Raw genomic sequence first — 14,578 nt, 5'->3', positions numbered from 1 at the left:
CGATGACCATGCACTACGTATCCACCCGCGGCGCGGCCCCGGTCCTTGGCTTCGGCGAGGCGATGATGACGGGCCTCGCCCGCGACGGCGGCCTTTACGTGCCAGAGACCATCCCGGTGCTGACCAAGGCCGAGATCGCGGCGCTGGCGGGCGCTCCGTATGAGGAGGTCGCATTCAAGGTGATGCGGCCCTACCTGGGCGGCTTCTTCACCGACGACGAATTCAAGGGCCTGATTGCCAAGGCGTATGAAGGCTTCCACCACGCCGCCCGCGCGCCGATGGTGCAGCTCGGGTCGAACCATTTCCTCTTGGAGCTGTTCCACGGCCCGACGCTGGCCTTCAAGGACTTCGCCATGCAGCTCATCGGGCAGATGATGCAGGCGGCGCTGGCCAAGACGGGGGAGCGGATCACCATCGTCGGGGCGACCTCCGGGGACACTGGAAGTGCGGCGATGGAGGCGTTCCGGGGCCTCGCCAACGTGGATGTGTTCATCCTCTTCCCGCATGGCCGGGTGTCGGACGTGCAGCGGCGGCAGATGACCACGCCCTCCGAGGCGAATGTCCATGCGCTGGCCATCGACGGCGATTTCGACGACGCGCAGGCCCGCGTGAAGGACATGTTCAACGACTTCGCCTTCCGCGACGGGGTGCGGCTGGCCGGGGTGAACAGCATCAACTGGGCGCGCGTGCTGGCGCAGGTGGTCTATTACTTCTACGCCGGGACCGCCCTTGGCGCGCCGCACCGCGAGGTCAGCTTCACCGTGCCGACTGGCAACTTCGGCGACATCTTCGCGGGCTACATCGCCAAGAAGATGGGCCTTCCGATCGACAAGCTGGTGATCGCGACGAACCAGAACGACATCCTCGACCGCGCGCTGAAGTCGGGCGACTACCGGACGAACGGCGTGAAGCCCTCGATCAGCCCGTCGATGGACATCCAGGTCTCCTCGAACTTCGAACGCGCGCTTTTCGACGCCTATGGCCGCGACGGGTCCGCCGTGGCGCAGCTCATGGCCGAGATGAAGGCCGGAGGTTTCCGCATCAGCCAGGGTGCCATCGAGGCGCTGCGCGGGACCTTCTCCTCGGGTCGCTGCGACGAGGACGAGACGCTGGCCGTCATCGCGCGGCACTGGAAGACGACGGGAGAGCTGCTCTGCCCGCATTCCGCTGTCGGCGTGAAGGTGGCAGAGGAACATCTGGGGGCCGCGCCGATGATCACGCTGGCCACGGCGCATCCGGCAAAGTTCCCCGATGCGGTGCAGCGCGCGACCGGCGTCCGCCCCGGCCTTCCGCCGCACATGGCGGATCTCTTCGATCGGCCGGAACGCATGAGCCGGGTGCCGAACGACCTGGCCGCGCTGCAGGCGGTGGTCCGCGACGGGATCGCGCGCCGGTGACCGGCTCGCCCGTGTTGCGGCGTCCTTCTGACCGTGGCCACTCCCTGCGACGCCCCTCTTTCGCCTTGGACAGCGGGACGATAGAACCTTGCGACCAGACCAGCGCCACGGACCGATCTTGACCCAGAAGCTTCACACCCTGCCCAACGGCTTCCGCATCGTCACCGAGGCGATGCCGGGGCTGCAATCCGCCTCTGTCGGCCTCTGGGTCGAGGCGGGGGGGCGGCATGAGACGCCGGAGCAGAACGGGATCGCGCACTTTCTGGAGCACATGGCCTTCAAGGGCACCCGGCGCCGGTCGGCCCTGCGCATCGCCGAAGAGATCGAGGATGTGGGCGGCTACATCAACGCCTACACCAGCCGCGAGATGACCGCCTACTATGCGCGCGTGCTGAGCCAGGACGTGCTCATGGCGCTGGACGTGATCGCGGACATCGTGCTGAACCCGCTGTTCCGCAAGGCCGACATCGAGACCGAGCGCCACGTCATCCTGCAGGAGATCGGCCAGGCGCTGGACACCCCCGACGACATCATCTTCGACTGGCTGCATGAAGTCAGCTACCCCGACCAGCCCTTCGGCCGCACGATCCTGGGGCCGGAGGAACGGGTCGCTTCGTTCAAGAAGGCCGACTTCGAAGGCTTCACCGGCGCGCATTACGGGCCGGATCAGATGATCCTCTCGGCCGCGGGCGGCGTCGACCACGACGCCATCGTCGCGGCCGCGGAGCGGATCTTCGGCGGCCTGAAGCCGGTGGGGGGCTCGAAGGTCGAACCCGCCCGCTTCGTCGGCGGCGAGCGGCGCGAGGTCAAGGACCTGGAGCAGGTCCATTTCGCGCTGCAATTCGAAGCGCCGGGCTACCGCGACGACAAGGTTTACACCGCGCAGGTCTATGCGACGGCGATGGGCGGGGGCATGTCCTCGCGCCTGTTCCAGAAGATCCGTGAGGACCGGGGCCTGTGCTATTCCATCTATGCCCAGACCTCGGCCTATGAGGACACCGGGCAGATCACCATCTATGCCGGTACCTCCGAGGCCGAGATCGGCGAGTTGACCCAGCTGACCATCGCCGAGCTGAAGCGGGCGGCCGACGACATGGGCGAGGCAGAAGTGGCGCGGGCCCGCGCTCAGTTGCGGGCCGGGCTTCTGATGGGCCTGGAAAGCCCGTCGTCACGGGCGGAACGCAATGCGCGGCTGCTGTCGATCTGGGGCCGGGTGCCGGATGTGGCCGAGGCGGTTGCAAAGATCGATGCGGTCAACACGGGCGCCGTGCGCGGCTATGCGGCCGAGCTTACGGCCGCGCGCTCCGCGCTGGCGATCTATGGCCCGGTGGCAAGCGCTCCGGGCATCGAAGAGGTCCGCAAGGGGCTTGCCGGCTGATGCTGGGCCTGAAGCGCCGTGTCCGGGTCGAGACCGAGCGGATGACGCTGCGGCTTCCCGAACATGGCGACTGGCGGCAATGGTCCGAGCTGCGCGAGGCTTCGGCAGAGTTCCTGATCAAGTGGGAGCCGGTCTGGTCGAACGACCACCTCACCCGGCGGTCCTTCACCAACCGCGTCTACTGGGCGCAGCGCGCCGAATCCCAGGGCCAGGCGCTGCCCATGTTGCTCATCCGGCGCGACGACCAGCAGCTCCTGGGTGCGCTGACGCTGGACAACATCCGCCGCGGGCCGTCGCAGACCGGCACCTTCGGCTACTGGATCGGCGAACCTTTCGCGCGGCAGGGCTACATGCGCGAGGCGATCCTGGCGCTGACCCACCACGCCTTCACCCGGATGGACCTCAGCCGACTCGAGGCCGCCTGCCTGCCCGAGAACACCGCCTCGCGCGGGGTCTTGGAGAAATGCGGCTTCAAGTACGAGGGCGTGGCGCAAAGCTATCTGCAGATCAACGGACGCTGGCGCAACCACGTGCTTTACGCCAACCTCCGGGGCGACCGGCGCGGGCGGACCGACGTCGGCTGACGGGTTCGGGCGGTTTTCTAAAGGAGCGCCTTGCGGCGCGAGCCTTTTGTCTCGCGCTTTTGCGTGAAGGACGCAAAACCGCTCGGGTTTGCCTCCGGCGGGGATATTTGGAGCCAGGTGAAAGCATGGGCGTTTGGGTGGCCTTGCTGCGCGGGGTGAACGTCTCGGGCGCGGGGCGGCTGCCGATGGCGGAGTTCCGGGAGCTGTTGGCTGGCTTGGGGCTGAGCGCGGTGCGGACCTACATCCAGTCGGGAAATGCGGTCTTCGAAAGCGAGCTCTCCGCAGTGAAGCTGGAGGCGGCGATCCGCGATGCCGTGGCCGCGCGCTTCGGCTTCGCGCCGGAGACCTTCGTCCTGGGGGCGGACGACCTTGTGGCGGCGGCGACCGAACATCCCTTCGCCGGTGCCGACCCCGCGCGCGTCCATGTCTGTTTTCTGCGCAAGACCCCCAGTCCCGACGAGGCTGCGCTGCGGGCTCTTGCCTTGCCGAGGGATGGCTGGCACATCGGGCCGTGCCGTTTCACGCTGCATACGCCGGGGGGCTATGGCAGCTCGAAGCTGGCCGAGAAGTTGCCGCGCCTCTTGCCTCAGCCCATGACCGCCCGGAATCTGCGCACCCTTGAAGCACTCCGGGCGATGTTGGCCTGATCGCGCATCCGTGATCGCCCCGGCGCGTGACGCAAGGGCAATCCGGGTTACCCTTCCCGCAACCCACGGGAGGTCCCCATGCGCCTGACGCTTGCCCTGACCCTGCTTGCCGCCCCCGCCCTGGCGCAGGAGCGCATCCCGTCGCATTGCATCGCCGTGGCGGAGGCCGAGCCCTCGGTCGTCCCGGTGGCGCTGGAGGAGGGGCTGGAGCCCGACAGCGTCCTGATCCGCTACATCGACCACGCGAGCTTTGCCATCGTCACGGCGGATGGCACGGTGGCGGTGACGGATTACACGGGCTACCTCGGCACCGCGGACCTGGTGCCGGACGTGGTGACGATGAACAACGCCCATTCGACGCATTGGACCGCCGCGCCCGATCCACGCATCCCCCATGTGCTGCAAGGCTGGGGCGAGGGGGCGGCGGCGGCGGATCACCGGCTGGACCTGGGCGCGATGCTGGTCCGCAACGTGACGACCGACACGCGGGGACCGTTCGGCGAAGGCGCGCGGCGGGATGGCAATTCGATCTTCATCTTCGAGGCCGGGGGGCTTTGCATCGGCCACCTCGGGCACCTGCACCAGATCCCCTCGGACGAGCAGTATGCGGCGATCGGGCGGCTGGATGTGGTGATGGTGCCGGTGGACGGCGGCTATACGATGCGGCTTCAGGACATGGCGGGCGTGGTCCAGCGCCTGCGGTCCAGCGTGGTGATCCCGATGCACTGGTTCAGCCGGTCCTCGCTGGACGCCTTCCTGGCCGAGATGTCGGGCCAGTTCACCGTGGTGGAAACCGGCGGCGCGCAGGTTGCACTGTCGCTGGACGACCTGCCGTCCGAGCCCACGGTGATGGTGCTGGAGCCGGCCTATATCGACTAGCGGGACCTTGCCCCCCGCGCTACCAAGGGGGGAAGGAGCCAAAGCCGATGCTGAACCCTTGCGATCCCGCCTTCGTCGCCCATCTGGCGTCCCTGGTGCCGGACGGAACCCTGTCCGCGCCCGAGCCGCGCCACCTTGAGGAGCCGCGCGGGCGCTGGACCGGCACGGCGGGCGTGCTCGCGCGGCCCCGGACCACGGGCGAAGTGGCGGCCCTGGTGCGGGCCTCTGCAGTCGCGCGGGTGGGCGTCGTGCCGGTCAGCGGGGGGACTGGCCTGGTCGGCGGGCAGATCCTCGCCTCGGGACCGGCGCCCGTGCTTTTGTCCCTCGAGCGGATGACCGCCTTGCGCGGGATCTGGCCCGAGGAAAACGCGATGGTGGTCGAGGCGGGCATGGTGCTGGCCGATGTGCAGGCCGAAGGGGCGAAGGTCGGGCGGTTCTTCCCGCTGTCATTGGCGTCCGAGGGCAGTTGCCGGATCGGGGGAAACCTCGCGGCCAATGCCGGGGGGACGGCGGTGCTCCGCTACGGCAATGCGCGCGACTTGTGCCTGGGGCTGGAGGCGGTGCTGCCCGATGGGACCATCTTCAACGGGCTGACGCGGCTGCGGAAGGACAATGCAGGCTACGACCTGCGGCACCTGCTGATCGGCTCCGAGGGGACGCTGGGGATCATCACGGCAGCAAGCCTGAAGCTTTTCCCGCAAGCAGCGGCGCGGGTGGTGGCGCTGCTGGCTGTGCCCTCGCCCTCCTCCGCGCTGGACCTTCTGGCGCTGTGTGGCGAGCGGGCGGCGGGAATGGTCTCGGCCTTCGAGCTGATCCACCGGACGGGTTTCGACTTTCTGGCAGAGACCGGCTTCGACCTGCGCGCCCCCTTCGATCCGGTGCCGGAGTGGCTGGTTCTGCTGGAACTGGAACTGCCCGCGGGACTGGAGCCTGAGGTGACGATGGCAGGGCTCTACGAGGCCGGGGCCGAGGCGGAACTGGTGAGCGATGGGGTGATCGCCACCTCTGAAGCGCAAGCCGCGGCGATCTGGTCTCTGCGCGAGACGATCCCCTTGGCGAACCGCAAGGTTGGGGCGGTGTCGAGCCATGACATTTCCTTGCCGCTGTCGGCCATACCCGGGTTCATCGCGGAAGCGCCGCGCGCGATTGCGGGGCTCGGGGCCTTCCGGGTGAACTGCTTCGGGCATCTCGGCGACGGGAACCTGCACTGGAACGTCTTTCCCGAACGGGGGCACGCGAAGGCCGAGCACGACGCGGTCCGGGACGAGGTGAAGCGGGTGGTGCATGACCTGGTGCATTCGCTGGGCGGGTCCGTTGCGGCCGAGCATGGCGTGGGACGGCTGAAGGTTGCAGACCTTGCGCGCTATGCGGACCCGGGGAAGCTTGCGGCGATGCGGGCGATCAAGGCGGCGCTGGACCCGGCGGGGATCATGAATCCGGGCGCGGTCCTGGGCTGACGGGCGGCGCGTCGTGGACTGCGTCCCTCCTCGCTAGGGCGTCGCAGGGGCAGAAAACAAACATCCCCGCCGCAGGGAACCTGCGACGGGGTGCTTTGGGGGGTGTGTGGGTCACGCTGTGGGTAGCAGCGCGGTCAGGGTGGGTAGCCCTGACAAAGCCTGTTCTAGGGTGATTCTCTTATCTTACGGTTAACGCGACCCCGCCTCACCGTGCGCCGCGCCGATTTCTTCGAAGAAATCGGTCCGGAGTTTTCGAAAACTCCGGGCCGGCCGCGCCGTCAGAGCCCCTCGAACTCGCACAGCGCGTGGACGTCCATCCCCATCGCCTCGAGCTTCTTCCGGCCGCCGAGGTCCGGCAGGTCCACGACGAAGGCGCAGCCGATGACCTCGGCACCAAGACGCTCGATCAGCCGGATCCCGGCCTCGGCCGTGCCGCCCGTCGCAAGAAGGTCGTCGACCAGCAGGATCTTCTCGCCCGCCTGCATGGCGTCGTCATGGACCTCGACCACGGCCTCGCCGTATTCCAGCGTGTAGGCCTGGGAGATGGTCTGGCCGGGGAGTTTGCCCTTCTTGCGGATCGGGACGAAGCCCGTGGAAAGCTGGTGAGCGACGGCCCCGCCCAAGATGAAGCCCCGCGCCTCGAGCCCCACGACCTTGTCGATCCGCATCCCGGCATAGGGGGCAAGAAGCTGGTCCACGCACATCCGGAAGCCGCGCGGGTCGGCGAAAAGGGTGGTCACGTCGCGGAAGAGGATGCCTTCGTGCGGGAAGTCGACGATGGTGCGGATGTAGTCCTTGACGGTCTTTCTGGGGGTCATGCTGGGTCCTTCAAAGAACACGGGCCGCGATCGCGTCGAGTTTCGCCAGAACCTCTGGGTCGCGCTTGTCGGGGGCGGTCATGATGGCGTGGGAAAGCGCCCGGTCGCAGCCGTGGGGGCAGGGTGCGCGGTCCGCGTCCATGAGGGCGGGCAAGCGCGCGACCAGACCCCGGGCGGCGGCGGCGTTCGCCTGGACCACGGCGATCACCTGGGCGACGTCCACCGCGCCGTGGCTGTCGTGCCAGCAGTCGTAGTCGGTGACCATCGCGAGGGAAGCGTAGCAAAGCTCGGCCTCGCGGGCGAGGCGGGCTTCGGAGAAGCCGGTCATCCCGATCACGTCGGCGCCCCAGGTCCGGTACATCCGGCTTTCCGCGCGGGTGGAGAACTGGGGGCCTTCCATCGACAGGTAGGTCGCTCCGGTGTGGACGGTCAGCCCTTCCTCGCGGGCGGCCTGGACTGCGAGCGCTCCAAGGCGGGGGCAGGTGGGGTCGGCGAGGCTGACATGGGCGACGCAGCCCGGACCGAAGAAGCTCGGCGCGCGCTGGGTGGTGCGGTCGATGTACTGGTCGACGAGGACGAAGTGGCCGGGTTCGAACTCCTCCCGAAGGGACCCCACAGCCGAGACGGCGAGGATGTCGGTGCAGCCGAGCCGCTTCAGGGCGTCGATGTTGGCGTGGTAGGGGACCGAGGTGGGGGAGTGGACGTGGCCCCGTCCGTGTCGGGGGAGGAAGGCCACGGGAAGGCCGTTCAGGCGGCCGACCAGGATCTCGTCCGAGGGCTTGCCCCAAGGGGTCTTCACCTTCACCCAGCTGGCTCCTTCGAGGTCGCCCAACTGGTAGACCCCCGATCCTCCGATCACGCCGAGCATGGTCTGCATGGGGGGCTCCCTGGGGTTGGTCGGGGCGGAGAATAGCCGGGCGCGCGGATTGTGTCCACGGTGGACAAACGCCGCGATGGCTTGGTTTTCAATGGGTTGCGATTTTCCGTTAGGGAAGTGTTAGGGATTGGCCGCGCGGGTCCGCCGGGGGCAAAATCCTTCGAAGGATTTTGGCAAGACTTTTCGAAAAGTCTTGCGGTGCCTCAGGCCGGGCGGGACTTCACATGCTCAAGGCCCCAGGCGAGAAGCCCCACCATCAGCCCCCAGAAGGCCGCCCCGATGCCGAAGGCGGCCATGCCCGAGGCCGTGGTCACCAGGGTCAGCGTGGCCGGCAGGCGCTGGTCGGGGTGGGCGAAGGCACCGGTCAGGGCGCCCATCAGCGGGCCAAGAAGCGCAAGCGCCACCAGGGCCGCGACGACGGGGGCGGGAAGGGCGGCCAGAAGCTGCAGGACCGTGGGACTGAGCAGGCCCAGAAGCACCCAGACCCCGGCATAGGCCAGCCCGACGATCCAGCGTTTCTCCTTCTCCGGGTGGACATCCGGCCCAAGGCAGATCGCGGCCGTGATCGCGGCCATGCTGACCGTATGCGCGCCGAAGAAGGCGGTCACGGTGGAGATCGCGCCGGTGGTGGTCAGCGCGGCAGAGACGGGCGGCTCGTACCCCGCGGCGCGGAGCGTGGCGAAGCCGGGCAGGTTCTGCGAAGCCATGGTCACCAGGTAAAGCGGCAGGGCGAGGCCGAGGATCACGCCGGGGCGGAAGTCGGGGATCGTCAGGTGCAGCTCCGGCATGGTCAGGCGCAGGGCCGAGAGATCCGCCCCGGTCAGGAGAGCCAGGATTATGCCCGTGGCGAAGGCGGCCAGCGTCGCCATCGCGGGGTTCCACAGGCGCACGATCAGGAAGACGGCGACCATCGGCAGGACGAGGGCGGGCAGGGACTGGGCCGCCGTCGCCCCCTTGAGGCAGAAGGGCAGGAGAACCCCCGCCAGCATTCCGGCCGCGATGCCGTCGGGGATGCGGGCGACGAGCGCCCCCAAGGGCCGGATCAGGCCGGTGGCAGCAATGAGGAGGCCGGTCACGACGAAGGCTCCGACGCCCTCGGCGAAGCTGATGCCTTCGGTCGCGGCGATGAGGGCGGCCCCTGGCGTCGACCAGGCCAGCACGACGGGAACCCGGGATTGCCAGGACAGAAGCGCCGAGCCGAGGGCTTTCCCCAGGCTGATGGCAAGAAGCCAGCTTGCGGTCTGTTCGGGCGTTGCCCCCAGCGCGGTGGCGGCGGCCAGCAGGATCGCGACCGAGGCGGCGTATCCCACGAGGGCGGCCACGGTGGCGGCGGAAAGGACCGAGGCGCGCATCAGGGCTCCCGAACGGCGAACGTCGGCGGGACATTTGCGCGGGGCTTCGACGGCTGCAAGGGGGAAAGGGCGGCGACGCCAGGGAGGAGGAGAGGCGCCGCCGCGAAGATCGGCGCACCCCGGGAGGAGGATGGGGCGTCCGATGAGGGTCGGGCCGGGGGCCCGGAAGGCTTGCGCGGCGGGGCCAGGGAGGAGGAGAGGCCCCGCCGCGTGTCAGGCAGCCCGGGAGGAGGGTGGGCGCCCGATGGTGTTGGACCTTTGCGGTCCAGAAACTGGGGCGGCGGTGTCCAGGGAGGAGGAGAGGACACCGCCGCGATCCTTCTGGCCCCAGGGAGGAGGAGGGGTCCGCGGGATGATTTGCGCGGCGGAACCAGGGAGGAGGTTGGTCCCGCCGCAGTACCAGGTGCCCGGGAGGAGGGTGGGTCACCCGATGTCGTTGAGCCTTTGCGGCCCGGAAAGGGGGCGACGGTGCCAGGGAGGAGGAGAGGCACCGTCGCAGGTCCGTGGGCCCCGGGAGGAGGAGGGGGCCGCGGGATAGGAGGCGCGGGGGGCCAGGGAGGAGGAGAGGCCCCGCCGCGCATACCAGGTGCCAGGGAGGAGGAGAGGCACCCGATCAGCTTGAGCCCGAAGGCCCGTGTAAGGGCGGCAATGCCAGGGAGGAGGGGGGCATCGCCGCAGTCGTCTCGGGTCCCGGGGAGGAGGAGAGGGATCCGGACGAAGACTTACTTCCCGTACGCCGCCTCGCGGGCGATGTCGGTGATCCCGAGGCGCGAAATGCCGAGATCGGACAGCTCGCGGTCGGAAAGGGAATTCAGTTAGGCCACGGTGCGGCTGTAGACGCGGCGCTGGTTGATCGCGGTCAGGACGGCGTCCTTCACGTAAGCCAGGCGGTCAGCAAAGCCCTTGCGGTCGATACGGGTGGTGTTCACATATGCCATGTCACTCAAGCCTCTTCAGTTCGGTCAGCAACGTTCTGTCGCGCTGTTAGGGGTAACATGGACCTCATGCTGCGGATGCACAATAGCGGGTCTAATCAATGCTGCCATGCAGCATATGCATGGCTGGGGTCACGGAAATGTCATGATTTACCAAGGTCTTCGCCAAATTTTTGAGCAAATGGTCAACGGACCTTGCCCTTCGGCTGAAACGCTACGACCTTAGTGCAAATCTTCAGCGGAGTTGAAACGATGGCGGTGGATCGGGACCAGGTGATGGGCGTCTTGGCGGGGGTTGCGCACCCCGGCGGAGGCGATCTGGTCAGCCGCGATCTGATTCGTGCGCTCTCGGTCGAAGGGGGTTCGATCCGCTTCGTGATCGAGGCGGCGACGCCCGACGAGGCGCGCGCTCTGGCTGCGGCCCAGGCCGAGGCCGAGGCCAGGCTGAAGACCGTGCCGGGGGTCAGTTCGGTGCAGGTGGTGATGACGGCGCATGGGCCCGCGGCGAAGGCGGCGCCTCCCACGCTGAAGATCGGGCAGCATCCGACGCCTCAGGCTGGCGGCCCGCAAAGGATCTCGGGGATCGACCGGATCATTGCGGTGGCGTCCGGCAAGGGGGGCGTGGGAAAGTCGACGGTGGCCTCGAACCTCGCCGTGGCCCTGGCGCGGCGGGGGCGGAAGGTGGGCCTCCTGGACGCCGATATCTATGGGCCGAGCCAGCCGAAGATGATGGGGGTGAACCGGCGGCCGTCGTCTCCGGATGGCAAGACCATCGAGCCGCTCGTCGCGCACGGGGTGACCATGATGTCGATCGGCCTGATGCTGAAGGAGGATGAGGCCGTGGTCTGGCGCGGGCCGATGCTGATGGGGGCCTTGCAGCAGCTTCTGGGGCAGGTGGCCTGGGGCAAGCTCGACGTGCTGATCATCGACCTGCCGCCGGGGACGGGGGATGTGCAGCTGACGCTGTGCCAGAGGACCCAGCTGACGGGGGCCATCGTCGTCTCCACCCCACAGGACGTGGCGCTGCTGGATGCGCGGAAGGCCCTGGACATGTTCGGGAAGCTGAAGACCCCTGTCCTGGGGCTGGTGGAGAACATGTCCACTTACGTCTGCCCGAACTGCGGGCATGAGAGCCATATCTTCGGCCACGGAGGCGTGGCGGCTGAGGCGCGGAAGTTGGACTTGCCGTTCCTGGGCGAATTGCCGCTGGCGCTGGACGTCCGGGTCGCGGGCGACAGTGGCACGCCCATCGCGGCGACGGACGGGCCGCTGGCAGCGCCTTACCTGGCGCTGGCCGACCGGCTGATCGCGGGCGGGATGGGCTGAGCGGTCTATCCAGCCGCACTCAAGAAACCCGCCCCCGTGGCGGGTTTTTGCTTTCTCGCGGCATTCGCGGTTGATTACATACCAACTGGTCGGTATTATTGTCCCATAGCCAGCGAGTCGCGAGGACGGCCCGCCGCAACAGGAGGAAACGAGATGACCCACGACATTCGCACGGTGCTTTGGTTCAACGGCCGCGGGAGAGAGGCGGCAGAGTTCTATTGCAGCCTGATCCCCGGAAGCCGGATCGAGAGCAGCTACGCCAGCGACAACGGCGGGCCCGACGGCAACAGCCACTTCGAGGTGATCGACTTCCGCCTGAACGGGGTGCCCTACCAGATCCTTGACGCCGGCCCGATGTTCCCCCTGTCGGAATGTGTCTCGGTCTCGGTCCTGACACCGGACCAGGCGGAAACCGACCGGCTTTGGGAGAAGCTTGCCGCGGACGGTGGCAGTCACGGTCCCTGCGGCTGGCTGAAGGACCGTTACGGGCTGTCTTGGCAGGTTGTGCCGCAGATCGTCTACGACCTGATGACCGCGCCGGACAAGGCGCGGGCGGGGCGGGCGCTGGCCGCAGTGATGCAGATGGGCAAGATCGACATCGCCTCCGTCGAAGCCGCCGCGCGGGAGGCCGCGTAAATGCGGACGGTCCGGATCATCGAGCACATCTCGCTCGACGGCGTGATCCAGGCCCCCGGCGGACCGGAAGAGGACAGGTCTGGCGGTTTCGACCATGGTGGCTGGGCCTATCCGCATCACGGGCACGAGGCGGGCATGGCCATCGACAAGGCGCAGGGGCAGGGGTTCGACCTCCTGCTGGGCCGCAGGACCTATGACATCTTCGCGGGCTACTGGCCGAAGCAGACCGGACCCATGGCCGACAGTCTGAACGGCGCCCGGAAATTCGTGGCAACCCACCGCCCGGACAGCCTGGAGTGGGGGCCTGCGGAAAGCCTTGGGACGGACATCCCCGCCGGCATCGCTCGCGTCAAGGAGGCCGGCGGTCCGGACCTTGTGGTGTGGGGCAGTTCCACCCTGACGCCGCTTCTTATTGCCGAGCACCTGGCTGACGAGGTCGTGCTGCTTGTCTTTCCAGTCGTGATCGGGCGCGGCAGGCGCATCTTCTCGGACCAGGTGCAGCCCAGCGAGCTGACCTTGATCGCAAGCAAGGCGACCCCCCAGGGCGTCGTCATATCAACCTACAAGCCCGCAGGTGCGATGCGCACCGGCAGCTTCTGAAGGGGGAGCACCCAGATGAACGACATTCCAGCCAACCAGCGCTACCGCCCCGAGGACCGGATCATGCAGGGCGTGATCCCCTACCTGAGCCTTGCCGGAAAGGCTGGCGAGGCAGCCGATTTCTATGCGCGCGCCTTCGCGGCCAAGGACATCGGCCGGATGGAGACGCCCGACCGGCCCGGCCACTACATGCACCTGCAGGTCGACATCAACGGCGGTGCGCTGATGCTCACCGACCATGTGGGCGAAGGCTCGCCCGAAGGCCCGCCGATGGCGCGGGGGCATCTGCAACTGGTGGTGCCGGACGGGCAGGCCTGGTTCGACCGCGCCGTGGCGGCGGGCTGCACGGTGGCGGTCCCCTATGGCCGCCAGCCCTGGGGCGACGACTGGGGCATGGTGAAGGACCCTTACGGCATCCTATGGGCGGTGTTGACACCCAATCCCTCGCTCTGGGACAAGGGCTGATGGCCCAGGTGGTGACAGAGTGACGAAGACAGCCCGCGTTCCCAGGGGCGAAGCGCGCGCGCGGCTCTTGGATGCCGCGCGAAGCCTTGTCCGCCACAAGGGCTTTGCCGCCACCTCGGTGGACGATCTCTGCGCCGCCGCGGGGGTGACCAAGGGGGCCTTCTTCCACCACTTCGCCAGCAAGGAGGCGCTGGGCGTCGCGCTGGTCGACGACTGGACGGCGATGACCGGCGCGATGTTCGCGGCCCACCCCTACAATCTGAAGGACGACCCGCTGGACCGGGTCTTCGCCTATATCGACCTTCGGCGCGAGCTTCTGGGCCAGCCGCTGCCAGACTTTACCTGTGTGGCGGGGACCACGGTGCAGGAGGCCTATGAAAGCTCTCCCCCGATCCGCGAAGCGGCCGAGCGGAGTATCCGGTCGGGGTTTGCCCATGTCCTGCCGCACCTGCAGGCGGCGCTGGAGCGGCACCCGGTTCAGGGCGTCACGGCCGAGAGCCTTGCGCAGCAGTTTCAGGTGGCGACCCAGGGCGGGATCATACTGGCCAAGGCACTGAACGACCCCGCCCCGGCGCGCGCGGCCTTCGACCACCTCGAACGCTACCTGCGTCTGCTGTTCGGCCGGGCCTGACCCCGCGCGCCCCGCGGGTGCGCTTTTCGAATCACAGTTCACGGGAAATCGTGGGAAACGGCCGCTGACTGCTGTCCGATCCACCCCGATTCAGGCAGATTCGCTGGGATATGGACAGGCTTTCCACGGCTTGGCCCCTGTTCACGCCCGGGTCGCAACGGCTCATGGAAGATCACGGGACTGTCATCCGCGGTGAGGCGGACACAAGATGTAGCGGCGACTTTGCGCGCTTCCGCCTAGAAATTGAATACACGGGGCTCAGAACGGCACAAGATGCTGCGTTTCAGGGGTCCTGGGAACAAGATATTCCCCGCGAAGCCCAACATTTCCCTTGCTTTCCCATGAATTCCCATGCAAGTTCATCTCACGACGATGAGATGGGCAAGTGAAAGTCAGGGGCGGACTAAAGACCCCGAACAGGCGTAAGGCAGCTTCATACAGGCAGCCCCTTTCATCGGCGTACAGAGATCCGGCGCGCAAGCGAGCATCTCCCCCAGGTGGCAAGCGTAGCTGGACGCCCAGCGATGGGACAGCGGCGGATCGGGTAGTGGCAGCAACCCGATCCGCCTTTTTCATTTCATCGCCCCGGGCACGAC

General features: G+C 67.8%; 16 protein-coding genes. 11 read left to right on the top strand and 5 right to left on the bottom strand.

Annotation, left to right across the window (positions count from 1 at the left end; all coding sequences use genetic code 11):
- Nucleotides 1-8 precede the first annotated feature (8 nt).
- The 6 genes from thrC to ACE3Q6_RS09590 all read left to right on the top strand — a co-directional run bounded on the left by thrC (nt 9) and on the right by ACE3Q6_RS09590 (nt 6,342).
- Nucleotides 9-1,397: a threonine synthase gene (gene thrC / locus ACE3Q6_RS09615; protein WP_374431475.1), complete on the top strand. Its 1,389-nt coding sequence runs from the start codon at nt 9-11 to the stop codon at nt 1,395-1,397.
- Nucleotides 1,398-1,515: 118 nt separating this feature from the next.
- Nucleotides 1,516-2,775, top strand: a complete 1,260-nt coding sequence (locus ACE3Q6_RS09610; protein WP_374431473.1) for a M16 family metallopeptidase — start codon at nt 1,516-1,518, stop codon at nt 2,773-2,775.
- Entirely contained in the window at nt 2,775-3,359 is a 585-nt protein-coding gene (locus ACE3Q6_RS09605) for a GNAT family N-acetyltransferase (RefSeq protein ID WP_374431470.1), read from the top strand. Before ACE3Q6_RS09610 ends, ACE3Q6_RS09605 begins: the two co-directional genes overlap by 1 nt.
- Nucleotides 3,360-3,484: 125 nt before the next feature.
- The gene (locus tag ACE3Q6_RS09600; protein WP_374431467.1) at nt 3,485-4,006 is read left to right on the top strand and encodes a DUF1697 domain-containing protein; all 522 of its coding nucleotides are present in this window, start codon (nt 3,485-3,487) and stop codon (nt 4,004-4,006) included.
- 78 nt (nt 4,007-4,084) lie between these two features.
- The gene (locus ACE3Q6_RS09595) at nt 4,085-4,885 is read left to right on the top strand and encodes an MBL fold metallo-hydrolase (RefSeq protein ID WP_374431465.1); all 801 of its coding nucleotides are present in this window, start codon (nt 4,085-4,087) and stop codon (nt 4,883-4,885) included.
- Between the two features lie 47 nt (nt 4,886-4,932).
- Nucleotides 4,933-6,342, top strand: a complete 1,410-nt coding sequence (locus ACE3Q6_RS09590) for an FAD-binding oxidoreductase (protein WP_374431462.1) — start codon at nt 4,933-4,935, stop codon at nt 6,340-6,342.
- Between the two features lie 278 nt (nt 6,343-6,620).
- Here ACE3Q6_RS09590 and ACE3Q6_RS09585 read toward each other — a convergent pair whose 3' ends face one another.
- The 5 genes from ACE3Q6_RS09585 to ACE3Q6_RS09565 form a co-directional block, all read right to left on the bottom strand.
- Nucleotides 6,621-7,160: an adenine phosphoribosyltransferase gene (locus ACE3Q6_RS09585; protein WP_374431460.1), complete on the bottom strand. Its 540-nt coding sequence runs from the start codon at nt 7,158-7,160 to the stop codon at nt 6,621-6,623.
- 10 nt (nt 7,161-7,170) lie between these two features.
- Nucleotides 7,171-8,037: an S-methyl-5'-thioadenosine phosphorylase gene (locus ACE3Q6_RS09580; RefSeq protein ID WP_374431458.1), complete on the bottom strand. Its 867-nt coding sequence runs from the start codon at nt 8,035-8,037 to the stop codon at nt 7,171-7,173.
- 203 nt (nt 8,038-8,240) lie between these two features.
- Nucleotides 8,241-9,389: a benzoate/H(+) symporter BenE family transporter gene (locus tag ACE3Q6_RS09575; RefSeq protein WP_374431456.1), complete on the bottom strand. Its 1,149-nt coding sequence runs from the start codon at nt 9,387-9,389 to the stop codon at nt 8,241-8,243.
- Between the two features lie 722 nt (nt 9,390-10,111).
- Nucleotides 10,112-10,204 (bottom strand): hypothetical protein, encoded by a 93-nt coding sequence (locus ACE3Q6_RS09570; protein ID WP_374431572.1) that lies wholly within the window; start codon nt 10,202-10,204, stop codon nt 10,112-10,114.
- Nucleotides 10,205-10,327, bottom strand: coding sequence for a hypothetical protein (locus ACE3Q6_RS09565; RefSeq protein ID WP_374431454.1), 123 nt, complete (start codon nt 10,325-10,327; stop codon nt 10,205-10,207). It lies immediately after the preceding gene.
- A gap of 249 nt (nt 10,328-10,576) precedes the next feature.
- On the opposite strand from ACE3Q6_RS09565, the gene ACE3Q6_RS09560 reads away from it, so the two are divergent.
- The 5 genes from ACE3Q6_RS09560 to ACE3Q6_RS09540 all read left to right on the top strand — a co-directional run bounded on the left by ACE3Q6_RS09560 (nt 10,577) and on the right by ACE3Q6_RS09540 (nt 13,982).
- The gene (locus ACE3Q6_RS09560) at nt 10,577-11,650 is read left to right on the top strand and encodes a P-loop NTPase (protein WP_374431452.1); all 1,074 of its coding nucleotides are present in this window, start codon (nt 10,577-10,579) and stop codon (nt 11,648-11,650) included.
- A 153-nt stretch (nt 11,651-11,803) separates the two neighbouring features.
- Nucleotides 11,804-12,286, top strand: coding sequence for a VOC family protein (locus ACE3Q6_RS09555; protein ID WP_374431449.1), 483 nt, complete (start codon nt 11,804-11,806; stop codon nt 12,284-12,286).
- Nucleotides 12,287-12,886 (top strand): dihydrofolate reductase family protein, encoded by a 600-nt coding sequence (locus ACE3Q6_RS09550; protein WP_374431448.1) that lies wholly within the window; start codon nt 12,287-12,289, stop codon nt 12,884-12,886. It abuts the gene before it with no gap.
- 15 nt (nt 12,887-12,901) lie between these two features.
- Entirely contained in the window at nt 12,902-13,351 is a 450-nt protein-coding gene (locus ACE3Q6_RS09545; RefSeq protein WP_374431446.1) for a VOC family protein, read from the top strand.
- Nucleotides 13,352-13,370: 19 nt separating this feature from the next.
- On the top strand, nt 13,371-13,982 hold the full coding sequence (locus ACE3Q6_RS09540) for a TetR/AcrR family transcriptional regulator (RefSeq protein ID WP_374431444.1): 612 nt from the start codon (nt 13,371-13,373) through the stop codon (nt 13,980-13,982).
- The last annotated feature ends 596 nt before the right edge of the window (nt 13,983-14,578 follow it).

The sequence above is a fragment of the Tabrizicola sp. genome (assembly GCF_041913445.1).
Classification (GTDB): domain Bacteria; phylum Pseudomonadota; class Alphaproteobacteria; order Rhodobacterales; family Rhodobacteraceae; genus Tabrizicola.
This window is presented reverse-complemented; position numbering and strand designations above follow the sequence as displayed.